Source organism: Lysobacterales bacterium (assembly GCA_014946745.1).
Lineage (GTDB): Bacteria > Pseudomonadota > Gammaproteobacteria > Xanthomonadales > Xanthomonadaceae > Aquimonas.
On sequence record JADCRD010000001.1, the window covers coordinates 2,371,468 to 2,394,304 of the forward strand.

At 67.8% G+C, this 22,837-nt stretch carries 19 protein-coding genes; 6 read left to right on the plus strand and 13 right to left on the minus strand.

The window, feature by feature from the left end; translation table 11 throughout:
• Positions 1 to 145: 145 nt before the first annotated feature.
• Both H4O13_09285 and H4O13_09290 read right to left on the minus strand, forming a co-directional pair.
• On the minus strand, positions 146 to 2,059 hold the full coding sequence (locus H4O13_09285) for a serine hydrolase (GenBank protein ID MBE5315581.1): 1,914 nt from the start codon (positions 2,057 to 2,059) through the stop codon (positions 146 to 148).
• Positions 2,060 to 2,514: 455 nt separating this feature from the next.
• Positions 2,515 to 5,868 (minus strand): hypothetical protein, encoded by a 3,354-nt coding sequence (locus tag H4O13_09290; GenBank protein ID MBE5315582.1) that lies wholly within the window; start codon positions 5,866 to 5,868, stop codon positions 2,515 to 2,517.
• 828 nt (positions 5,869 to 6,696) lie between these two features.
• Between H4O13_09290 and H4O13_09295 the strand changes: the two genes are divergently transcribed.
• The gene (locus H4O13_09295) at positions 6,697 to 7,146 is read left to right on the plus strand and encodes a hypothetical protein (GenBank protein ID MBE5315583.1); all 450 of its coding nucleotides are present in this window, start codon (positions 6,697 to 6,699) and stop codon (positions 7,144 to 7,146) included.
• A 341-nt stretch (positions 7,147 to 7,487) separates the two neighbouring features.
• Here the strand turns inward: H4O13_09295 and H4O13_09300 are convergent, their stop codons facing one another.
• The 11 genes from H4O13_09300 to H4O13_09350 all read right to left on the minus strand — a co-directional run bounded on the left by H4O13_09300 (position 7,488) and on the right by H4O13_09350 (position 17,781).
• A complete protein-coding gene (locus tag H4O13_09300; protein MBE5315584.1) occupies positions 7,488 to 8,969 on the minus strand; it encodes a hypothetical protein in 1,482 nt (493 codons plus the stop codon).
• A gap of 339 nt (positions 8,970 to 9,308) precedes the next feature.
• Positions 9,309 to 9,899 carry a hypothetical protein gene (locus tag H4O13_09305; protein ID MBE5315585.1) on the minus strand — a complete coding sequence of 197 codons (591 nt, stop codon included), beginning with the start codon at positions 9,897 to 9,899 and terminating at the stop codon, positions 9,309 to 9,311.
• Between the two features lie 50 nt (positions 9,900 to 9,949).
• Complete coding sequence (locus H4O13_09310) at positions 9,950 to 10,522, minus strand: DUF2846 domain-containing protein (GenBank protein MBE5315586.1); 573 nt, start codon at positions 10,520 to 10,522, stop codon at positions 9,950 to 9,952.
• 137 nt (positions 10,523 to 10,659) lie between these two features.
• The gene (locus H4O13_09315) at positions 10,660 to 11,217 is read right to left on the minus strand and encodes a hypothetical protein (protein MBE5315587.1); all 558 of its coding nucleotides are present in this window, start codon (positions 11,215 to 11,217) and stop codon (positions 10,660 to 10,662) included.
• A 228-nt stretch (positions 11,218 to 11,445) separates the two neighbouring features.
• Positions 11,446 to 13,152, minus strand: a complete 1,707-nt coding sequence (locus H4O13_09320) for a proline--tRNA ligase (GenBank protein ID MBE5315588.1) — start codon at positions 13,150 to 13,152, stop codon at positions 11,446 to 11,448.
• Between the two features lie 435 nt (positions 13,153 to 13,587).
• On the minus strand, positions 13,588 to 14,043 hold the full coding sequence (locus H4O13_09325; GenBank protein ID MBE5315589.1) for a group 1 truncated hemoglobin: 456 nt from the start codon (positions 14,041 to 14,043) through the stop codon (positions 13,588 to 13,590).
• A 43-nt stretch (positions 14,044 to 14,086) separates the two neighbouring features.
• Positions 14,087 to 14,992: a DUF3034 family protein gene (locus H4O13_09330; protein ID MBE5315590.1), complete on the minus strand. Its 906-nt coding sequence runs from the start codon at positions 14,990 to 14,992 to the stop codon at positions 14,087 to 14,089.
• 351 nt (positions 14,993 to 15,343) lie between these two features.
• Positions 15,344 to 15,790: a hypothetical protein gene (locus tag H4O13_09335; GenBank protein ID MBE5315591.1), complete on the minus strand. Its 447-nt coding sequence runs from the start codon at positions 15,788 to 15,790 to the stop codon at positions 15,344 to 15,346.
• Between the two features lie 227 nt (positions 15,791 to 16,017).
• A complete protein-coding gene (locus tag H4O13_09340; GenBank protein MBE5315592.1) occupies positions 16,018 to 16,488 on the minus strand; it encodes a cupin domain-containing protein in 471 nt (156 codons plus the stop codon).
• On the minus strand, positions 16,481 to 17,050 hold the full coding sequence (locus H4O13_09345; protein ID MBE5315593.1) for a sigma-70 family RNA polymerase sigma factor: 570 nt from the start codon (positions 17,048 to 17,050) through the stop codon (positions 16,481 to 16,483). Before H4O13_09345 ends, H4O13_09340 begins: the two co-directional genes overlap by 8 nt.
• A gap of 230 nt (positions 17,051 to 17,280) precedes the next feature.
• On the minus strand, positions 17,281 to 17,781 hold the full coding sequence (locus tag H4O13_09350; GenBank protein MBE5315594.1) for a DUF4124 domain-containing protein: 501 nt from the start codon (positions 17,779 to 17,781) through the stop codon (positions 17,281 to 17,283).
• Between the two features lie 165 nt (positions 17,782 to 17,946).
• Here H4O13_09350 and pssA point away from each other — a divergent pair, with 165 nt between their 5' ends.
• From pssA to H4O13_09375, 5 genes are all read left to right on the plus strand, one after another.
• Complete coding sequence (gene pssA, locus H4O13_09355) at positions 17,947 to 18,723, plus strand: CDP-diacylglycerol--serine O-phosphatidyltransferase (protein ID MBE5315595.1); 777 nt, start codon at positions 17,947 to 17,949, stop codon at positions 18,721 to 18,723.
• Entirely contained in the window at positions 18,720 to 20,441 is a 1,722-nt protein-coding gene (locus H4O13_09360; GenBank protein MBE5315596.1) for a SpoIIE family protein phosphatase, read from the plus strand. Before pssA ends, H4O13_09360 begins: the two co-directional genes overlap by 4 nt.
• The gene (locus H4O13_09365; GenBank protein MBE5315597.1) at positions 20,438 to 20,767 is read left to right on the plus strand and encodes an STAS domain-containing protein; all 330 of its coding nucleotides are present in this window, start codon (positions 20,438 to 20,440) and stop codon (positions 20,765 to 20,767) included. The genes H4O13_09360 and H4O13_09365 overlap by 4 nt, the downstream gene beginning before the upstream one ends.
• Positions 20,764 to 21,561: an ABC transporter permease gene (locus H4O13_09370; GenBank protein ID MBE5315598.1), complete on the plus strand. Its 798-nt coding sequence runs from the start codon at positions 20,764 to 20,766 to the stop codon at positions 21,559 to 21,561. The genes H4O13_09365 and H4O13_09370 overlap by 4 nt, the downstream gene beginning before the upstream one ends.
• A gap of 172 nt (positions 21,562 to 21,733) precedes the next feature.
• Positions 21,734 to 22,564, plus strand: a complete 831-nt coding sequence (locus H4O13_09375; protein ID MBE5315599.1) for an ABC transporter ATP-binding protein — start codon at positions 21,734 to 21,736, stop codon at positions 22,562 to 22,564.
• The last annotated feature ends 273 nt before the right edge of the window (positions 22,565 to 22,837 follow it).

Here is a 22,837-nt window from a genome sequence, read left to right on the forward strand (position 1 = left end):
GGTGATCACGAAGACTGGGGGCAGCGCCTTGAAGCCTCGGAAGACCGGCCGCGGCGCTCGCTCCTGAACTCTGCAGCCTCCACGCGAACCCTCGCTGACCACCGGCCGCGGCCTCGCCTGCACAACAGACCGCGCACCCGGGCGCTCAACGTCGCGCCCGAAGCTTGGCCAGTTGAGCACTCGCATGATCACGCCACTGGTGCTTCTCGGCATCAGGAATCTGCCTGTCCGCATCGACCACGGCCAAGGCGCGCTCGTAGCTCGCGATCGCGCCTTCGGTGTTGCCCTGCCGCACATAGGCCTCGCCGAGGCTGTCGTGAGCGTTCGTCGATTCGGGGAACACGGTGGCGATCAGGCGCATGACCTCGACGGCCTTGACCGGATCACCCGCGATCAAGCGGTAGCCGAGGCGGTTCGCCTCGCGCTCCTCCTCAGCGGCTGCCTCGGGGGCCGCCTGGATGCGTTTGCGCCACGCGGCGGCGGCCTCGTCGAAGCGCCCGTCCTCAAGCGCGAACAGCGGGTGGCGCTCGGCCTCGGAAGCGCGCGACACCGTGCGCGTCGGTGCGCCGCGTCGAGTCAGCTCGAACGCGCCGGGCGCGACGATGCGCAGCTCGCTGCCGTTCCCGCTGTGAATCAGTCGGTCGGCTGCGATGGGCACCAGCTCGACGGCCGGCTCGAACGGCAGCCGGGCGAGGATCTTTCCGTCCTGCATGGCCACGTCCGTGTCGATCGCGCCGAACCGGTACTGGCCGCTCAAGCCATCGAGGCGGGCGGGGTCAAGTGCGACCCGCGCACGCACCGGCTCGGCGCCCGGCCAGCCGTACGCGGCGAACACCGCACGCTCGATCTCCGGAAAGATCCGGAAACCGTTGTTCGAGTTCGCCATGAGGACGATGCCGCGGCCGCCATCAAGGCTGACCACGGCGTTGGCCTGGAAGCCCTCATCGGCGCCGGCATGGCCAAAAAACTCTGCGCCGTGCCGCTGGAACAGGAACACGCCCAGGCCGACGCCATCGCCGTCCTCGGCGTCACTGGTGCCGATCACCTTGGAGGTCATCTGGATGGCGATTTCCTGCAGGGCCGGCGAGGACTGGCCAGCGCGTGCGCGCGCGATTTCGATGAAGAACAGCGCGAGGTCCGAGGGCGTGGTCCACAGGCCGGCTGCGGCCATTTCGGGATAGCGATGACGCTTGCCCGCGATCGGCTGACCGTCGCTGCCATAGCCCACCGCCGCGTGGCGCAGACGCTCGGGCGACAGCGTCTGCTCGAAGCTGCTGTGGCGCATCCCGAAGGGCTCGAACACGAGCTCAGCGAGCGCATCGGGGTAGGTCTTGCCGGTGCGATCGATGAGCGCGAGCTGGGTGATCGTGGTGCCACCGCCGGAGTAGCGGAAACGCGCACCGGGGGCGAGATCGACGCGCACGGCCGCGGTGTTGGCAGGCGCCTCACCGTCGAGAATCTGCTGCACCGTCGGCAGCGCAGCGCCTTCGGCGTAGCCCGGAAAGCCGTGGACGCTCGTACCCGCCGTGTGGCTGAGCAGCTTGCGCAAGGTCACGGGGGTAGCGCGAGTCAGCGCGTTCTCGGGCAATTTCCAGCTGTGCAGCAGCTCGTTCACCGGCTGATCCAGCGCGAGCGTGCCGTCGGCCGCGGCCCGCATCACACCGAGCGCGTTGACGGACTTGCTGATCGAGCCCGCGAGGAACAGCGTTTCCGGCGTGGCACGGCTGTCCGTTTCGGCCTCCGCCATGCCGTAGGCCTTCGCCCACTGCAGTTCGTAGTTGTCGAACACGGCGATGCTGAGCGCCGGCACACGATGCTCACGCATGCGCTCGTCGATGCTCCAGTTCGGCGCCTCGCCCTCGACCACGACAGGCGGCAGCAGGCCGCGTTCGATCGCTTCGATGCGCTGGGTCACCGCCGCAGGTACAGCGGGGCGCACCTCAGGCGCGCCGGATTCCGCACTGCCCGGCTGAACCGATGGGCCGCCCGCGCAACTGGTCAGCAGGACTACAGCCACGCAAAGTGTGCAGATCTTGTTCGACAGAACTTTCAAGGCCATGGTCTCGGCGGCGGAGAGACCGCAGTATAGGTGCGCGCCTGTGCCCAAGGTGGGCCGCCCTCCGCGTTCCAGGCACGGCATGTCCGAGGGTTCGATGCCTGCCTGCGTTGGCAAGCGCCATGCGGTCGGGCGATCGATGCAGACGCCCGCACCCGCAATCCGGCCTGCCGCCGGAGCTCGCGCCGCGAATCCGGGAGGCAACTGCTGTTTTTGCGCGGAGGAGATTGAGGCAACACGGATCAAGCATTGACGTGCTCGCTCCGCAGGCGCGCCCTCCATGGCGCGCGACAACGCTGGATGTTTCAGCGTTGCGGCCTGCGCCAACTTCAGCCCAAACGCCTGCCTCAACGCCGCAGGACATTCCCGAGCCTCAAGCGCACAGCCGCCCATGTGCCAACTGGCGCATGGGCGGCTGCGTTCCTTCGTGATCCAGCGTCGGCTGGATCAATCAGGCATCAGTTGCAGATCGAATTGCCGTTCCAGCTGCCGTTGAACAGGCTGGCGGCGACGTGGGTCTGGTTCCAGTGCTTGGTGTCGCTGCCACCGCCGCCGGTGCGGATATCGCGCTGGTTGCTGGAATTGCCGGTCAGCACGTCGTTGTTGCTGTTGCCGAACAGGTAGTCGCGCGGATCGGGCGTGCTGGTCGAATAGCCGTCCAACGTGTCGTTGCCGCTGTTGCCGAAGGCGAAGTTGGTGCCTTCCACCGCGCGCAGTCGATCCGCGCCGTCGTTGCCGAAGGTGGTGTCGGTGCCGCCGCCGGAGTTGATGGCGTCGTCGCCGTTCTGCCCCATCACCAGATCGCCGTCGCCCGCGCCGTCGAGGGTGTCGTTGCCGTCTGCGCCGAAGATCGCGTCGTTGCCGGCATCGCCGCGGCCGAAGTCCGCACCGGCGCCGCCCAGCAGAACGTCGATGCCATTGCCGCCCAGCAGGAAATCGTCGCCGTCGGCACCGGTCAGCACATCGAGGCTATCGCCGCCCTGCAGGGAGTCGTTGTCCTCGCCGCCGAACAGCAGGTCCGGCCCGTTCTCGCCGCGCACGTCGTCCGTCCCGGCATTGCCGAACAGCAGGTCGAGGCCATCGCCTCCCCAGATGCGGTCCTTGCCGTCGTTGCCGAACACGATGTCGGCGTCCGCATCGCCCGCGATGATGTCGCAGCCCTCGTTGCCGAACAGCACGTCGATGCCGTTGCCGCCGGCGATGTTGTCGCTGTCGGCATTGCCGAAGATCAGGTCCGGGCCGTCGTCACCGCGCAGCACGTCAGCACTTTCGTTGCCGAAGATCAGGTCGACACCGGCATTGCCGTTGATGCTGTCGATGCCGCGGTTGCCGAACAGCAGGTCGATGCCGTCGCTGCCGAAGATGCGGTCGTCGCCCTCGTTGCCGAAGACCAGATCGGCACCGCCGTTGCCCGACAGGGTTTCCGTCTTCTGCGAGTTGTCGTTGCCGAAGATCACGTCGAAGCCATCGCCACCGTTGACGGTGTCGGAATCCTGATTGCCGAACAGCAGGTCGATACCGTCGTCGCCATTGATCAGATCCTCGCCGGCGCCACCGAAGGCCAGATCGGCGCCTGCATTGCCGTTGAGGGCGTCCGCGGCCGGACCGCCGAAGATCAGGTCGAAGCTGTCGTTGCCCTGGAGGGTGTCGCTGCCGTTGGCACCGAACAGGATGTCGACGCCATCGTTGCCGAACAGGCGGTCATTGCCCTCGCCGCCGAAGATCAGGTCAACCAGGCCGGGCGAACCGAACACGGTGTCGTCCCCTTCGTTGCCGAACAGCAGGTCGCTGCCGTCATTGCCGGTGACGGTGTCGCTGCCGACGTTGCCGAACACGAAGTCGGTATCGCGGCCGCCGTCGAGCTGATCGTTGCCGGTGTTGCCGAACACGAAGTCCTGGCCCGCATTGGCCTGCGCGGTGTCGTTGCCGGCATCGCCGAAGATGAAATCCCCCATCAGCGGAAACACCCCGGCGATGCTGGTGTTGCTGCCGGCGATGAAGTCGTTGCCGTCGTTGCCGAAGAAGAAGCTGCCGAAGGGCACCGGCAGGCCGTTGATGCCGATCACCCCAGGCACCAGGTTGGCGAGCGAGTCGTCGCCGGCCTCGCCGAAAATGAAGTCGACGCCCATTTCGCCCTGCACCGAATCGTTGCCCGCGGCGCCGCCGAACAGGAGGGAGTCGGCCAGAATCAGATCCGCGTAGCCATGGCTGTCGACGCTGCCATCCTCGCCGCGATCCGCCGCCACCTCACCGCCAAACAGAGCATCGCTCCCGGCCTGACCGACGATCAGGTTGCCGACGTCAAAGTCGAGCACCACCGGGCCAGCGGTGACGGTGTAGGTGTTGCCGGCGCTGCCGTGGATCTGGTCGTCGTCGCGCCCGCCGAACAGGAAATCGTGGTCGTCACCGCCGTAGATGCGGTCACGCCCCGGCCCCGCGAAGACCGCGTCGTAGCCGGCGTGCGATTCGATGCAGTCGTCGCCGCGGAAGGTGAAGATCAGGTTGTGTCCGTTACCGGTCACCACGTGGTCGTTCCACGGCGTCGCGAACACCACGCTGATGCCTGCGAGGTTGAACTCGAAGTTCCAGGTCTCGTTCTTGCACAGCTGCTCCTCGCCCTTGGCCGGCGCATAGGCCACCCACGGCGCCGACTTGCTGGCCTGGGCGCGATCGAGCGCCGCGTCGAAGCGCTCGTCGGACCAGGTCGGGCTCAGCCACTCGCTGAAGTAGTCGCGATACGCCAGCGCCTCGGCGGCCACGGCGGTGTTCTCCACGCGATCGGCCTGGGCCTGGATCTGTGCCTCCAAGGCCGCAGCCCAGGTGTTCAGCGCGACCTCGCTGTCGGCTTCCATGGCCTGCGCATCGGCATCGATGGCGGCGTAGCCCGCGCCGTTCTCGTCGACAGGCATTTCCGGCGCATAGGTTTCGATTCCGGCAAGGCTCGCGCACTGCGCATACAGATCGGGCATGCGCTGCAGTTCGGCCTCGGCGGCGGCGATGCTGGCTTCGATCCGGTCGCTGCCGGACTCGTCTTCAGGTGCCTGCGCCACCACCTGCTGCAGCTCGGTCAGCTGCTTTTCGCCCTGCGCGTGGACGGCCTGCAGGCAGGCCTGCACCTCGCGCTCGAAGCGCGCGGCCACGCCCGCGCCAAAGCCCTCGAAGCTCTGCGCGGCCGCGAGGATCAGGCCTTCATCGGTGCCAGCCTGGACGAGGAAGCGATCGTGCAGGCGCTGCGCGGCGCTCGCTGCCGCGTCGATCCTGCTGCGACCCAGAGCCGCCTGCTCGACGTGCAGATCGTGCAGGGTCTGCAGCTCGGCCTGCATGTCGGATCGAAAGCGCTCGACCAGCTCCAGATGCAGCTGGCCGACATCGGCCACGCGCCGATACAGCTCGGCCTGTGCCGCCAGCAGGGCGACGCGGTCCGCTTGATCGGGCGTGACCGGCACCAGCTCGCCCGGCACATCCAGCGACCACAGCGGCGCAAACGCGGCGGCCGGCAGCGGCATAGCGACCCGCCCGTCCAGCAGTTCGCCTCGCAGCGCGAAGCGCTGCCGGTCACCCGGCTGGACCAGATCGTCGGCAAGGAAGACACCGGTGACGTCCGGGCCGAACTCCAGGGCGACCACCTGATCGAGGCTCGGATCGAAGCGGATGGCGTGCTCGCGCAGGATCGTCGAGCGCTCAAGGTCGACCACCCACAGGTGCAGTTGATCCTTCTCTCGACCGACGTAGACAGCGCCGCTGAACGGCGCCGGCACCCACAGCTCCTTGGCCGCCAGGTCCGACTTCGCGGTCGTGGTCTGAGCGGACATCGGCGCGCCCGGGAGCTGCGCCAGATCGGCCTGGGCGGCCACCGAGCCGCCGCAGGCAATGAGGGACGCAGCAAAGATCACGCGATGCAGGGGCAGGCTTGGCGACCGCGGGCGTGGCGCTGCCGAAGCAGGAGCATGTCGATGCGCAGGGGAAAAGGGTTCAGGAAAGCGTGGGAGCTTCATGGCAAACCTCGTGCTGGGTTGAGGCGGCTGCGGGGCGGGCCGCGAGGCGCACCCTGGGACGCAAACCGCCCCAGCACTAAGGCGCGCAACGGCGCCGCAGTTCGAGGAACAGGAGGGGACCAAGACGGGAAGACGGACCCATAGGCCATTGATTCAAATTAGCTTTTTCGGATTTCTCCGCGCCAGAAACGCGCCCGACTCAAGCCGCGCGCGTTCCCGCGCGGGTCAGCGGCATCAGGCACACGGCGATCACGACAAGCATCGAGAGACAGCTCAGCAGCGTTCTCTTGATCATGTGCTATCCAGCAAGGACAAACTGAAGAAGACGACAGGCTCGCGCGAGGCGGTTGCGCCGACTCTGCGAGTCGCCGTTGCAAAGCGGCAAAGCGGATCGCCACCGCCCAAGGCTGGAACTCGCACGCTGTACGCAGCGATCGAGGCGTATCCCAGCGTTTGCTTCGGACGCAGGCGCAAATCTGGATGCCAGCCCGACCGCAGTTGCGCGCCTGCCCCCGCCTGACATCAGCCTGGCCGCGGAACTTCCACTCTCCGCGTCAGTCGTGTTCTTGCGCGGTCGACCCGATCTCGCCCTCGCCCTCGCCAAGTCAAGCGGGTCCACGGGGAACTTTCTTCAAGGAGCTACCCATGCTGTTGCCCAGGCTCGTCGCCCTTTTGCTGATCGCCCCCTTCGCTCTACACGCATCGCTCAACCCTGCGCACGCTGCGCAGGAAACGGTGGTCGAGACCACGGTGGCCGAGGCCCCGCCCAACGACCTGCCCGACGAAACACGCATTGCCAACGATCTGAAGGCCCACTCGCAGATCGCCCGCCTGTCGGCCCTGGCAAGCACGCCGAGCGCTGAACTCCAGGCCAATCACACCAGCATCCGCAGCTCGGTCCGCAAGGGCGAGGTGCTCGAGTTCCGCGTGACCTCGCTGTACTACGCCGATGCGAAGGGAGAACCGCAGCGCGAAGTGGACTCGTTGGTCAGCTATCGGATGACCGGCGACCGCTGGAGCCTGCGAGACGTCAAGGTGACGGACACCCGCGAAACGCAGCCCGCCCGCACCGACAGCGCTACCGAGCCCTGCTGAGTCGCGGCTGCCTGCTCCACCACAACCGGCAGAAACCGTAGTCGCCCTGCATTACGCGGGGTGACTGCGCCTTGAGCGGCGGTTCGAGGCGCCCTGCAGGCCGGGCGGGGAGTTCGTGCAACTTTGCTAGACCTGAGCCCGGGCTTCCCTCGGATCACGCGCTGCAGCCACAGCCCATGGCCGTGACGCCCGACCCTGCTCGGCCGGGCCTGTCATCTGCGTGTTCTGATTGCGCGCGGTAGACGCGCGCAGTCCGGCGCGCTTGTCCTTTCCACTCCAGCCCGACAACCAGCTGCGGGTCAAGCTCGCGGGTGATTGCCCGGTGCTGCGGGGGAAGCCGCTCAGAACCGGGCGTTGTTGACGATGAAGGTCTGCGGCTGCAGGCCCCACTCGGTGAACACCGTGGCGCGTGGCACGCCGAGGTCGTCGAAGATGCGGTTCGACATCCGGTCGTCCGGCTGCTTGTGGTCGAAGATGGTGCTGCCGCGGCCCAGCCAGTGCATGGTGACCTGGTAGCCCTTGGTTTCCTTGCCAAAGAGATCCTTCTGGGTGTGGGGCACTGCCACCACCCAATAGTTGCGGTTCCTCGCCATGTAGCCCTGGATCCAGTCCTGGGTGGTGTGGAAGGTCGGGTCATTGGAGGCGCGCATGTGGTTCCAGCGCACCTTCAACAGATCCTTGAACAGTGAGATTTCGAGGCGCTTCTTGGCCTCCTTGCGCATGGCCTCGTCGTTGTCGGGCCAGGCGACCTGTCCGCTCTTCAGGTTCGCGCCCATGCTCTTCAGCTTGCCCCAGTCGCTGAACACATCAGCGCGCCAGTTCTGTACGGCGGTTGTCATCGCGTCGAACAGCTCCGCCACCTTGGTGCGAGCCTGGCCCAGCGCGACCGTGAAGTCGCCTGCGCTTGGCCCCTTGTCCTTGGCCAGCTGCTCGAACAGCACCTTCAATGCGCCCGAGACAACGCCAGCGCCCGGAAAGCCCAAGCCGCCGACGGCCCCGGCAATAGCCTGCATGGCCGAGTTCAGCAGCAGCTGCACGGTGTTCCCCGCATCGAGCCCGATCAGGCCACCCACGGTGTCGACCAGCCCGGCGTTCGAGATGAATACGTTCTGCACGAAGCTCTCAACGCGTGCGAAGTAGTTGCGCACCAGCTCGCGATAGTCGATCTCCACTCGCAGCTGGGTCAGCACGGCATCCCAGGCCGCGGCCGGGATGTCGTCGGGCTTTCGCAGGTTGGCCAGAGCCGCCAGCGTCAACAGGCTGCTGTGCGGATCAAAGCCAAGCTGGCCGGCGATGTAGGTGAAGGCGCGTTTCTCGTCACCGCTGAAGCTTGGAAAGTTGAGCCCGCTGACAGTGTTGAGGAAGGTGAAGCCATCCATCTCGACCGGCAGCCCTTCTGCCTCGGACTGGGCGAACGCATCGAGCGCAATCAGGCTCTGTCGCATCGCCTGCCCTGCTTCCGCGCGAAGCGGGTGCTCTTCGGGCAGCGCCTCAAGCACGAAGCGGTTGCAGCCGTCATAGGCCAGCACGAAGGGAAAGATGTGCCCTCCCGGCGCCTGCATGTTCTCCACCGGGCGCGGCCGCTCGTCGAGCGCCACGGCTTCTGCCCACACGCCCCAGTGGCGCGCATCGATCTGCTCGAAGCTGCGGAAACGGAACGCATGCCGCAGCCGGCTGATCGGCTGGGTGGTGAGGGTCGGCGGGGCGGCTTCGGTGGCAGCGGTGACATCGAGAAACTCACCGTCGCGGGTGCGGATCCGCCAGATGCCGTTGAAGGCCATGTCGATGAAGGTCGGGTCGGCGGGCGTGCGTTCGCGTGCCATGTGTGCGCTTCCTGTGTCGGGATGAGACGTCGCTGGGAGGTGTGCGGAGCGGGCTGCCATCAGGCTGGCGCGGTCGCGGCGGCAGTTCCGGCCACTGGCCGGTGCGACCAGGCCCAGGGTCGAACGGGCGTGTGTGGCGGACGGAACGTCCTGCGTTGGAGCACGCGGCGGTGCGTCGTGACGCAAGCGTGCTGTGAACACACCACCCCGTCCACCTGTCGCATCTGACAGGCTGCGGCTTCGGGGGTCGCCGACCGTGGCGTGTACGGGTGCCGCTCGCCACGCTCTGAATGAGCGTGCGATCGCAGGTGAACGGCACGCTGCGACGTCTTGCGACTCTCAGCCCCCGGGAGCGGACGCGGTGAGCTCGCTGGGCAGTTCGCTAAGCAGCGCGTCATAGCGCTGCAGCAGCCGTGCTTCGCCTTCCGCCATTTCCGCTGCCCAGTACTGGTTGAGCCGGAAGAAGCGGAGTCCGTCCATCAGATCGGTCGCGAGTACCGTGGCGAAGTAGACCTGATTGCGAGCGGTGTAACGCTCCTGCTCCTGATACGCCGCAGAGAGCTTGATCAGAACCTCGGGCGGCAGCTGATCGACCACGCTTGAGTTGAGAAGCGCTTGGAACGCCGCATCCGAGAGCCGCAGTTCGCGAGCCCCCTCGGCGGCAACTTCAGGCTGCTCGAAGCGGCCTTCCAGGCGCAGCAGGTCCGAGGCCGCCGCGTATTGGGTCTCCGCCTTTCGATGGAAGGCAATGGCCTCGGCACAGGCCGCGCGGTGGGTGCGGACCTCGTCGGCGACTTGCGACAAGAGACTCTGCAGCGTTGCCGCCTGCGCTTCCCGTTCTCGCCAGCTGTCCAAGGCCAAGGCCAGCAGCACACCCACGACGATCAGGCCGACTTCCGCAAACACCCGACCCGCGCGGCCCGCCATCATTCGGCCGGAGGCAGGCTCGCTTTTTCCTGCTTCTATGGGCGCGTCATTACTCACCGGGGCTGAGGCCGAAAAGCGCCCAGCGTCTCGACCTGATAGCAGCCCGACATCAGACCAACCGCATCAGACTCACCGGTCCTTCGCCAAGCCATGCTGTTGGATGAGACGCCCACAGGCGTCTGCCCAACCACAATCACGCTGACCGAACCATCGATGTCCAGCAGATAGAACTGGGACTCACCCGGCACAGCCGAGAACTCGATGGGATCGGGCGTCTGCGAGAACGACGGTGAAGCCTCTGCAGAAAGTCGGTAGCCGCCGGGCGGCAGATACGCATAGGTGAAAGAACAATTGGGAAGAGTCGCCAGCTGGCTGTCATTGAGGCTGACGTGCATCTTGACCCCGCCACCCGTGAAGTTCTTGGCTCGGTAGAAGTAGACAAGAGCGGATGCTTGCTCAGGCGCCGCGAGGCCGGCGAACGGGGGATTTCCCTTGGGGATCGTCGAACAACCAGCAAGCACGAGCGCCAGAACGACGGCAGAAGAACATCGGTACAGCATCATCCCTCCCGAGAAAAAACTGCGCGGGTGCCGCACGGCAGCGAACAGGCGGCGCAGCATAATCAACCGCACCCTCGCGCATTGACCTGCGAAAGACGCTTCGCAGCTCGATCGGATCCGGCCTGTGAGGTGCCAGCGCTGAGGTACCGGAGAATCAGGCAGGTTCGCTTGGCTCTCACTCTGGCTCCCCGAACTCCAAAACGTCACGGAACGGCGCCCAAGGGAAGCGCGTCAAAGGATTTCTCGAGACCCAGCTCCTTGCCCGCAACATGGTCACGCACTTTCGCCTGCACCCGGTAACGCCCCACCTGCTCGTGCGACTCCACAGCAATCTTCAAGTATCCGACGCTGAGTTCAAGCAGCCCGGAGACAGGCGCTGGCTTCGCAACCCAGACCTCCATGGGCGGCGTCTGAGTGTAGACAGTCCCGTCTGGCGCGAGCACGCGGAAGCGCACATCCACCTGGCAGTTGCCCGAAGGGTCAACGGCACAGCCGCCGAAAACCACGAAGAAGCTGATGGGTGAGTTCACTAGTACGCGGTCAGCTTCCCTGATCTCCACGACCTCGGCCGGCAACGACCAGGCCTCGTAGAGCTCGCGATCATCGGGGACTTGCACGAGCCAAGCGCTGAAATCGCCTTCGGATTTGCGGAAAGCGGATTCGGGCAACACCCCGCCTTTCCTGTCGATCCATTCGGCTTGTGCCTCAGGCGCGAGGGCGAAGCCAACCAACAACGCACACAGTGAACAGATGCGATTCATATTGACTCCATCGACGGCTACGGTCGGGTGGGCCTGGGTCGCGCTCTAGCTGAAGAGGCGACCCGTGCGGTGCATGGACGCCACCCCAGGGCTCGACGTCAACGCTGCTCACATGCACTCATCTGAATCTCAAGTCGCTCTTGCGCTCTGGAGGTTGGCCTGCGCTTCGATGGCAGCACTGGCTTCACAGCACCCGTCAACGGGTGCTGCGTGGGCAATCACCCAGCCTCACTCCCCCACGCCCAACCGCTCCATCAACCCCGCCTCATCCAGGTTCTCGCTCTCGCTCGCCCGCCGTGCGCGGTACTCGTAGGTGCCGGCGGCCAGGCCGCGCTCGGAGACGACTACGCGGTGCGGGATGCCGATCAGTTCAATGTCGGAGAACATCACGCCGGGGCGCAGGCCGCGGTCGTCGAGGACGGCTTCGATGTCTTCGGCGAGCAGCTTGAGATAGAGCGCTTCCGCGGCCTCGGCGACCTTGGGGTCGTTTTTGGGGTTGATGATGCAGACGGCGACCTGGAAGGGGGCCATCGGCTCGGGCCAGACGATGCCGTTGGCGTCGAAGTTCTGTTCGATGGCGGCGGCGACGATGCGGCTGACGCCGATGCCGTAGCAGCCCATGTACATCACGCGGGACTTGCCGTTCTCATCTAGCACGGTGGCGTGCATGGCTTCGGCGTACTTCTGGCCCAGCTGGAACACGTGGCCCACTTCGATGCCGCGGGCCAGCTTGAGCGGGCCGCTGCCGTCGGGGGCAATGTCGCCTTCGAGCACGGTGCGCACGTCGGCGATGGTCTCGGGTTCCGGCAGGTCGCGGCCGAAGTTGACGCCACGGAAGTGGTAGCCGTTTTCGTTGGCGCCGCAGACGAAGTCGGCCATCACTGCGACTTCGCGGTCGACCACCAGCTGGAAGGGCTTGGGCGCGCCGATCGGGCCGAGGAAGCCGGGCTCGGCACCCAGGGTGGCCTTGATCTCGGCCTCGGTGGCCAGGCGGTAGTCGGTGAGGCCCGGCACCTTGCTGAGCTTGATCTCGTTGACGCTGTGGTCGCCGCGCACCAGCACCAGCACGAAGCCCTGCTCGCCGATCACGGCGACGGATTTGACGGTGCGACTCAGCGGCAGGCCCAGCAGGGCAGCGACGTCTTCGCAGGTCTTCTGGGTCGGCGTGCTGACCTTCTCGAAGGCCTCGGCGGCCGCGGGACGTGGGCCGGCCGGTGCCTGCGACTCGGCCTTCTCGACGTTGGCGGCGTAGTCGCTGTTCTCGGAGTAGGCGAGCAGGTCTTCGCCGGACTCGGCCAGCACGTGGAACTCCTGCGAGGCGTTGCCGCCGATCGCACCGGAGTCGGCCATCACCGCGCGGAACTTCAGGCCCAGGCGGGTGAAGATGCGCTCGTAGGCGGCGAACATGTTCCAGTACTCGCGCTCCAGGCACTCGGGCGTCAGATGGAAGGAGTAGGCGTCCTTCATCAGGAACTCGCGGGCGCGCATCACGCCGAAGCGCGGGCGGATCTCGTCGCGGAACTTGGTCTGGATCTGGTAGTAGTTGCGCGGCAGCTGCTTGTAGCTCGACAGCTCGCTGCGCGCGTAGTCGGTGATGACTTCTTCGTGGGTCGGGCCGTAGCAGTACTCGGCCTCCTTGCGGTCCTTGATCTTCAGCAGCTGGCCGCCGAATTTCTGCCAGCGACCGGTCTCTTCCCACAGCTCGCGCGGCTGGATCGAGGGCATCAGCACCTCGACCGCGCCAGCGCGGTTCATCTCTTCGCGCACCACGCCTTCGACCTTGCGCAGCACGCGCAGGCCGATCGGGGTCCAGGTGTAGAGGCCGACGCCCAGCTTGCGCACCATGCCGGCGCGCAGCATCAGCTGATGGCTGACGATCTCGGCGTCGGCCGGGGTTTCCTTGGTGGTGGTGATGGGGAACTGCGACAGACGCATGGAGGAATCCGGCTGGGGTGCAAGGGCCGCCGATTGTAGCGGGCACGGGCCGGGGCGCCAGAGTCGGCGGGTTCTGAACACGCGGAGGGCAGGCGACGGTTACGCCAAGCGCAGCGCGTGCCAAGGTCGCGGGTGGCGCGAGCGCTGGGGTTGCGAGCGTCGGGGGTTGCGAGCGTCGGGGGTTGCGAGCGTCGGGGGTTGCGAGTTCCGGGGTTGTGAGCTCCGGGGTTGTGAGTGCCACTGGTGCGAGTGTCGATGCCCCGATGGTGGGACGCGCCTTCGGCTTGTCCCAACCGACTCGCTGGTCTCCCCTCCCCCCGCGTGGGGGAGGGGTCGGGGGAGAGGGGGAGACACCTCGCCGCAAGCGCGTCCCTTTCTCAAGCTGCCTGCCCTTTTGCCGGTAATCGAGACGGCGGAAATGGACGCGCCGCAGGCTCAGCGCGTCACCACCTCGCGCTGCATCGGCGCCAGCTTGGCGAGCAGCTTGTTCTGGGCCGAGAACGGCACGCCTTTCGCCTGCATCGCGTCCTGCAGGATCTCGACGAGCGCGTTGAACTCGTCGCGGCGGATGTCCAGGCCCTGGTGCGATTCGGCCATGCTGCGCCCGCTGTAGACGCAGTCGCCGCCGAGGATCACGCAGAACTGTTCGACCAGCTGGCGCTTGACGCGCGCCTGGTCGGAGAACTCGAAGAACTCGCGGGTGCGCTCATCGGCCAGCAGGCGCTGCATGAAGTCGTCCATCAGCGCACTCAAGCCCTCGACACCGCCGAACTCGGCGAGCACGGGGCGCAGTTCCGGGTGGGCGGGCGCGGGGTTCATGGGCTCGGCGGCGACCGGGCCGGCAAGGACGAGGGCGGCGGCCAGCAGGGCGCCACGCAGGGAAGGGGTCATGGGGTGTCTCCGGAAGTCGGTTGTTGGGTCGCGTGCGCGGCGATCAGAAGCCGAGCTGCAGGCTGAGATACCAGCCGCGCTGGTCGTCCTCGATCACGATGTTGCCGAGGTCGACATAGGCGAAGGTCAGCGCGGCGTGCTTGTTGGGCGCCCAGGCCAGGAACACGTCCCAGGCGTGGTCTTCGCGGGCGATGCCGAGGTTGTCGGGCTTGCTGCGGAACTCCGCGCCCAGCGCCAGGTTCGGGCTGAGCAAGCGGGCCACGCTGCCTTCGAGCTCCAGGCTGCGGCGGTCGCGCGTGTCGCCGCCGAATCCGAGGATGCCGAACTGGTTGGCGCGGGTGTAGCGCAGCGTGCCGTTCACCAGCAGGCTGCTGTCGAGGTAGAGCTTGGTGGCGGCGAGATACAGATCGACATCGTCGCGCCGCTGCGCACCGACGAAGGCCAGCACATCGGGCTGATCGTTGCGTTTGTACTGCGCGCCCAGCGCCAGCTGCGGCAGCCAGCGGTCCTGCTCGTAGACGGCGTCACCGGCGAGCTTGACCTTTACGCCGATGGTGTCCTGGGTGAAGGTGAAGCCGCGGCCCAAGCCCAGCGCCGCGCCGACGTTCTCGGTGTCGAAGCGCTGGCGCGAGACGCTGAACTCGACGCGGTCGTACAGGCCGACCAGGGCACCGTAGCTGTCGAGCGTGTAGTCATCGAGACCGACGCGCGTGTAGTAGGCATTGGCGCCGATCTGGTCGCGGGTGCCGTAGCCGCCGATCAGGGCCCAGGGCGACAGGCCGCCGCCGCCCGCGCCTTCGACCTGGGTGACGCCGCCGGTGAGCAGCAGCTTGCCGCCAAAACCTCGGGCATCACCGGATTGGCTTTGCGCACTGACAGGCGCGGTGAGGAACAGCCCGGCGGCAAGGGCCAAACCCATGGCTGTGCGGGCGAGTGAGAGAGGGGGCATGCGGGCTCCTGTGCGTGTCAGAACGAGGGCCGGGGGCGCCCGGCTCTCTGCGACTTACGCGGGCGAGCGCACGGTTGGATGCAGCGGAATCGAACGAAGTTGTCGAGATCGCGTGCAGACACCGACGCGGAGGCGGCGGGTACCGGCGTTCGCGGCACACAGACATCAGCGCGCCGCAGCCAGGCAGAAGGCATCTGCGCGGCCGCGCATCGCGGCAGTTCCGCTCGCGGATCGCGCGTGCAGACGCTTCACCCCAGGCGAATCGAAATCGCCGCTCCGCTGCAGTCGCGCAGGCCCCTGTGCGGCGGACCTGCGGCTCCGGATCCCCGCGGGGGCGTGCTCCGCTCCGCTTTACGGATACCGGTACTCGTCGCTGGGCTCAGGTGCGGGCGCCGGTGCAGGCGCAGCGGCAGTAACGGGCTCCGGCACGATGTGCCAGACGCCGCTGACGTTGTCGCCGGTGACATCGCCTGCGCGCTTGTCGGAGGGCCAGTAGTACAGCGGCTTTCCGCGGAAAGCCCACTGCCGGGAGCCGTCCATGCGTTCCAGAATGCTGAATTCGCCATCATCGACAGCATCGAGATCGGCCAGCAGCGGCGGCCACAGCTTTTCGCAGGCGCGGTAGCAGGTGCTCACGCCCGGGCGATCGCGATCGAAGGTGTAAAGCGTCATGCCGCGGCGATCGACCAGGTAGCCGCGCACGAACACGGCCGGTGCGCTGGAGATCTCGGTGTCGAGCGCGGCCAGCACAGCGGCATGCTCTTCGTCGCTTGCGGGAGGACGGGTCGACTCGAACATGCTGCTGCTGGCGGCCGGCTTGTCGGGCGCCTGCTGGGCGGCAGCGACGCTGGTCAGGGCCAGCAGGGAGAGGGCGAGAAGGCGGGCATTCATGGCTGGGCTCGTGGTCGGGTGGGAAGTCGGGAGCTGCGGCAACACGGATCACGTTCGTCACTGCGCTGTATCGGTACCCGCGCCCTCCGTGGCGCGCGGCAACGCTTCAGCGTTGCCGCAGTCGTGTTCTGACGCTACAGCCGCAGCCGTCGCAGCAGCCAGCGCAGCGCCCGGCCAAAGCGCGGTACGGGCTCGCCGCGGATCAGCAGCAGGGCGCCCTCGGGCGAATCGAAGGGCTGATGGCGGGAGCCGGCGTCGGCGACCAGGAAGTCGCCCGCCGGATGACGCTGGCCGGCATGCAGGATCGAACCTTCGAGCACCAGACATTCCTCGCGGGCGCTGTGCGTGTGGCGCGGGATGCGCGCGCCCGGCGCCAGTCGCCACAGCGTGATCTGCTGGCGGGTCTGCGGATCGAAGCGCAGGGTCTGCACTTCAACGCCCTCGAAGGTCGGCACCCAGGGCGCGGGCGCACGCTGGGGCTCGGCCTCGGCATCGACGCGCGACAGCAGACGCTGGCGCAGGCGCTGCTGGGCGCGCTCGCTCAGGGGCGCGGCATCGGCGGCCTCAGGCGGGCGCAGCGGGTCCTCTTGCCTGCGCTCAGTCATTGGCCGGCCCTCGCCCGCCCAAGAGCTCGGCCAGGCGCGCCAAGGCACGGCGCAGATGGCTCTTCACCGTGCCCAGCGGCACGCCGGTGCGCTCGGCGATCTCGCCGTGGCTCAAGTCTTCGACGAAAGCCAGCGAGAGCATCTGCTGCTGCGCGGGCGAAAGCCGCGCGCGTGCGGCCGCCAGCGCCGTGTCGGCGTCGAGTCGGTCCTGCAGCAGGTCGGCGCTGTTTTCAGTCATTCCCTGCGCATACGCAGGCTCCTCGCCGTCTGGATGCAGGGGCTCGGCGCGGCGATGCCGGCGCTCACGGCGGAGGCGATCAATGGCTCGGCTCCAGGCCATGCCGAGCAGCCAGGGCAGCACCTCACCGCGCTGCGGGTCGTAGGTTGGCGCACGGTCCCAGGCCTGGGCGAAGGTGTCGAGGGTCACCTCTTCGGCGTCCTCCGCCCGCTGCAGCACGCGCAGCGCCAGCGCGTGCACGCGCGCCGAGCAGCGGTCGAACAGCTCGGCCAGCGCCGCCTGTTCGCCCTGCGCCATGCGCAGCGCGAGGCCGATCAGGCGCAAGGCTTCAGCTTCGGTGTCTGCGTGCGTGGACGGGGCGATGGGCGTGATCCGCGGCGGGGTCGGCGAGGCCTCGACGGCCTGCAGGATCCGTTCCCGCGCGTAGGCGGAGCGAGAAACCGCCAAAGCGCGCCGAGCCGGCCCCTGCGGGCCTGGCTGCCGCCCGGCGCGAAGTGACCGGGCGGCACCGAGCCGTCGAGCACCGCAGGTCAGCAGGCGTGCGCCTGGGTCGATCAGCCTTCGCCGTCGATCTCGGGCGCGCAGTGCTCGGTCTCGGCCGCTTCGTTCTCGGCGATCTGCTTCTGGCGCTCGTCCGTGGTCAAGGTGCGGGTGGTTTCGCCGTCGCGCAGGCTGACGTACTCGTTGGCGCGCAGCACCTGCAGGTTCTGCTGGGCGCGGGCGCAGGAGGCGGCGCGGCTCTGTCGGCGCGCTTCGGCGGCGGCCTCAACGGCGCGTTGACGGGCGATCTCGGCGCGCTCGTCCGGGCTGAGGTTGGGGTCGTCCACCGGGGCGGGCGGGGCCTCGGTGCTGGTGGCCGCCGGCGCCGGCGCCACGCTGGGTTCAGCGCGCAGGGCCACGCGCTCGGCCTGGGTGCCTTCGGGCGGACGCTCGCCGTACTGGGTCACGCCGTTGGCGTCCTTCCAGCGGTAGATCTCGGTGGCGGCGGCGTCGGTCGACAGGCCGACCAGGGCGACGCTCAAGAACAAGGCGGTGGTGCAGATCGACAGGCGCATGGCGCGGAATCCTCAGGCAGCGGGTGCGCACTTGGTAGCACCCGCCCTGTGCGCTGGCAAGGCACGGCGGCCTCAGCGGCAGCTCCGATGGCCTGAAGGGCTGCGCCGATGCAAGTACACTCTCGCCGGTTCGCACCCGCATCCGGGTGCCCTGCCGCCAGCCACATGACCGCTACCGATTCCGGCCCAAGCGGCGAGACGCCCCGTCCGCCTCCCCGCCGCAGCATCTATCTGCTGCCCAATCTGTTCACCACCGGCGGCCTGTTCGCGGGCTTCTACGCGATCATCGCGGCATCCAACGGCGACTTCACCAGCGCGGCCATCGCTGTGTTCGTCGCCGGCCTGCTCGATGGTCTCGACGGCCGCATCGCGCGCATGACCAACACCCAGAGCGAGTTCGGCGTGCAGTACGACTCGCTGGCCGACCTGGTCAGCTTCGGCATGGCGCCGGCGCTGGTGATGTACCACTGGTCGCTGTCCAACCTGGTCTACCACGGCCCGGTCTGGGGCAAGGTCGGCTGGGCGGTGGCCTTTCTGTACGCGGCCTGTGCGGCGCTGCGGCTGGCGCGCTTCAACACCCAGGTCGGCGTGGTCGACAAGCGCTACTTCATCGGTCTGGCCAGCCCGGCGGCGGCCGGCACGCTGATGGCTTTTGTCTGGACCGCGACCAAATTCGGCTACGGCGGCGCCGACCTCGAGTACGCAGCCCTCACCGTGACCGTCATCGCTGCGCTGCTGATGGTCAGCCGCATCCGCTACCACAGCGGCAAAGCCCTGCCCTTCGGCGAACGCGTGCCCTTCGTGGTGATCCTGGGGGCCGTCGGTCTGTTCGTGGCGCTGGCGGTGGCGCCGGACCGCGTGCTGCTGGCGGTGTTCTGGATCTACGCCGCCTCCGGCCCGCTGGGCTGGGCGATCGGTCGCCTGCGTCGACGCAGCGGATGACCGTCGCGACCGCCCCGACCGAGGCTACCGAGCAACGCCTGCTGGCGCGGCTGGCGGACCTCTCGCAGCGGCTGGCGGTGTCGATCGATCTGGAGCAGACGCTGAGCCAGGTCGCGCAGATCATCGCCGAGTCGATGGACGCCGAAGCCTCGGCCGTGTTCCTGATCGACGAAGCCCAGCAGCGCATCGTCTGTCGTGCCTGCCACGGGCCCGTGGATATCCGCGGTCTGGCCCTGCGCCTGGATCAAGGCCTGGTCGGCCGCGCCATCGCCCGACAGGCCTGCGAGATCGTGCGCGACGCCCACACCGACCCTGACTTCGCCGGCCGCACCTTGGACGCGCGCACCGGCTTCGAGACGCGCAGCGTGCTGACCGCGCCGATCATGACCACCGAGGGCGCAATCGGCGCCCTGCAGGTGCTGAACAAGCGCGGCGGCGGGCCCTTTGACGAGGCCGATGCCGATTCGCTGCGCCTGCTGGCCGCACCCACCGCGCTGGCGCTGAACCACGCGCGCCTGGCCGAAGTGGTGCTGCGGCAGAACCGCATCCAGCGCGAGCTGACCATGGCCCGGCGTCTGCAGCGCTCGCTGCTGCCCAAGCGCAGGCGCGGCGCGTTTCCGCTGCGTGCGCTGAACTTTCCGGCGCGCGAAATCTCGGGCGACTTTTACGACTTCTTCGAGCTGCCCGACGGGCGCATCGCGTTCACCGTCGGCGATGTGGCCGGCAAGGGCCTCGATGCCTCGTTCCTGATGGTCCGCTGCGCCAGCCTGCTGCGCTGGGCCGGCAAGGAGGGCCTGCCGCCGGGCCAGTGGCTGGCGCGCGCCAACGACGAGCTGATGGAGGCCATCGCCGCCGGCATGTTCGTCTGCGCGGTGGCCGGCTACTACGACCCCTTCCGCCAACAGGCCGTGTGGGCGAACGCGGGCTTCCCGCCCTTGCTGCGGGTGGATCGCCAAGGCTGTTTCGAGCGCTTCGAGGCCGAGGGCCCGCCGCTGGGCATCCTGCGTGGCATGAGCTACCCCGAGCAGCAGACGACGCTGGACGGCGCCGCCCTGTATCTGTTCTCCGACGGCATGACCGACGTGCGCGGCGACGACGGCGACCTGCTGGGCGTGGACGGTGTGCAGCATGCCGTCGGCGAGATGCGCCTGCTGCGGCCGGAAGCGCGCTTGCGCGCGCTGGTGCGACGGCTGCGCCGCATGACCGTCACCGATGACACCACGCTGATGGTGATCGAGGGCGAGGCCCCTGCCCTGCTGCGCATCGAGTTTCCCGCTGAAGCCCGCCAGCTGATGCCGATGCGCCACGCCGCCGACGCCGTGCTGGAGCAGCAGGGCGTGGATGCCGATCTGCGCGCCGCACTGGTGCTGGCGCTGGATGAAGCCTGCGCCAACATCATCCGCCACGCCTTTGGCGGCGGCTGCGGCAGCGGCCGCATCGAGCTGCTGATCCGCCGCGAGGGCGAGGCCCTGCACTTCGTGCTGAGCGACACAGCGGCCTGCGTCGATGTCGAGCGCATCAAGCCGCGCGACCTCAACGAATGTCGCCCCGGCGGCCTGGGCCTGTGCTTCATCGACACCCTGATGGACGCCTGGAAGCTCACGCCGCTGGCCGGCGGCGGCAACCGCCTGTGGATGCTGCGGAGTCTGGATTCGGCGGGCAGCTCCGTAGACGAACACCCACCGGTCCCCACCCACTCTGGAGCCACGCCCGCATGAACGACTGCCAGACCTTGACCGAAGCCGGCCACACCGTGGTGCGCCTTGCCGGCGAAGTCGACCTGAGCTGGTCGGCCCAAGTGCGCCAGGCCGTGCTGGCCGCGCTCAACGGCGGCGGCCCGGTGGCGGTGGACCTTGCCGCGGTGCGCTACATCGACAGCTCGGGCATCGCCGCACTCGTCGAGGGCTTCCAGAACGCGCGCGGACGCGGCCAGCGCTTCGTGCTCATCGCGGTCAGCGCGCCGGTGCGCTCGGTGCTCAAGCTGGCGCGGCTGGATCGCGTGTTCGAGATCCACGAATCGCTGGAGGGCGGCGCGCCCGCATGAAGGCGGCGAACGCCCTGCTCGATCGCGTCGGCCGCCGCAGCGTGCAGCTGCTGGGCGAGATCGGCTACGCGGCCATGCTGTTCGTCGAAAGCCTGTACTTCATCGGCGCCGGCTGGGCGCGCGGGCAGCCGGTGCGGCCGCGCATGGTCGCCGAGCAGATGCGCCAGATCGGCGTCGACGCGTTGCCGATCATCAGCCTGCTGTCGCTCACCATCGGCGTCATGCTGGGCATCCAGTTCATCGCAGCCCTCAGCGAGTTCGGCGCCGAGAGCCAGGTCATCATCGCCACCGCCAAATCGATCACCCGCGAGTTCGGCGCCCTGATCACCGCCATCGTGGTCGCCGGCCGCACCGGCTCGGCGCTGGCCGCACGCCTGGGCTCGATGGTCGTCTCGCAGGAAGTGGATGCGCTGGCGGTCACCGGCATCGACCCGGTGCGCTACCTGGTCGCCCCCGCGCTGCTGGCGATGCTGGTCATGGTGCCGGTGCTGACGGTGTTCGCGAACCTGGTGGCGCTCACCGGCGCCGGGCTGTACGCCTCGGGCCCACTGGACATGGACGTCAGCGCCTACTTGAACCGCACCCTGCAGCTGCTGGAGCCGCGCGACCTCTGGGAGGGCCTGTCGAAGTCCGTCGTCTTCGCCGTCCTCATCACCCTGATCGGGACGAGCACAGGGTTCTCCGTCAGCGGCGGCGCCGAAGGCGTCGGCCGCGCCACCACCCGCGCCGTCGTGCTGTCGATCAGCGCGATCGTGGTGGCGGACATGCTTTTCTCCTTCTTCCTCAATCGATGAGAGCCGGGATTCGGGATTCGGGATTCGGGATTCGTCGAGCGAGGCTCGGCGAGCCCTTGCGTCGACACTCCGCACAGCGCGTTCAGACGGCACCTTGCGGCGCGCCCGCCCTGGCTTCTGCGAATCCCGAATCCCGAATCCCGAATTCCCGCGACTCCGCAAGGAGTCGCCCATGACGAATCCCCAATCCCCAATCCCCAATCCCGGCTCTCAAGAGCCGCTCATCGACGTCCACGGCCTGCAGGCCTACTACGGCCGGCGGCGGATTCTGCACGGCATCGACTTCCGCGTTCAGGCGGGCGAGATCCGGGTGATCATGGGTGGCTCAGGCTCGGGCAAGAGCACTCTGCTGCGGCATCTGCTGGGCCTGCAGAAGCCCGCGGCCGGCACGGTGCGGCTGTTCGGCATCGACATCGCACAGGCCAGCACGGCGCAGCTGCTCACCATTCGTCGTCAGCTCGGAGTGAGCTTCCAGGGCGGGGCGCTGTTCACCTCGATGACGGTGGGCGAGAACGTCGCCCTGCCGCTGCGCGAGCACACGCGGCTCGACGAGAACACCATCCGCATCATGAGCCGCTTGAAACTTGAAGTGGTCAACCTTGGCGGTTTCCAGGACCTGATGCCCGGCCAGCTCTCCGGCGGCATGGTCAAGCGCGCGGCGCTGGCGCGGGCGATCGTGATGGACCCGAAGCTGCTGTTCTTCGACGAGCCTTCAGCGGGGCTTGATCCCGTCGTCTCGGCCGAACTCGACGAGCTGATCCTGCAGCTGCGCGACGCCATGCGCATGAGCATCGTGGTGGTCACCCACGAGCTGGAGTCGGCCTTCAAGATCGCCGATACCATCACCGTGCTTGACCACGGCAAGGTGCTGATGACCGGCACGGTGGCCGAAGTGCGCGCCTCCGAGCACCCGCGCATCCAGGACCTGCTCAACCGCCGCCCGCGCGAGATCGAGGTCAACGTCGACGAGTACCTCAAGCGGCTGACCGAGGAAGAGGGATGAAGAGCGGGGATTGGGGATTCGGGATTCGGGATTCGGGATTGGGATTGGGATTGGGATTGGGGGTTGGCTACGTGCCCGGAATGCCCAGCGCAGGGGCGCGACGGCGCGCAATTCCCCCCTCTCCCCTGGTGGGAGAGGGGTCGGGGGAGAGGGGGATGACACTTGCCGCAAGTCTGCCCCCTCTCCCCAACCCCTCTCCCACCAGGGGAGAGGGGCTTGATCATCGAACTCAGCGCAAGGGCGGAGGCATGTCGCTTATCGGGAACAAGGTCT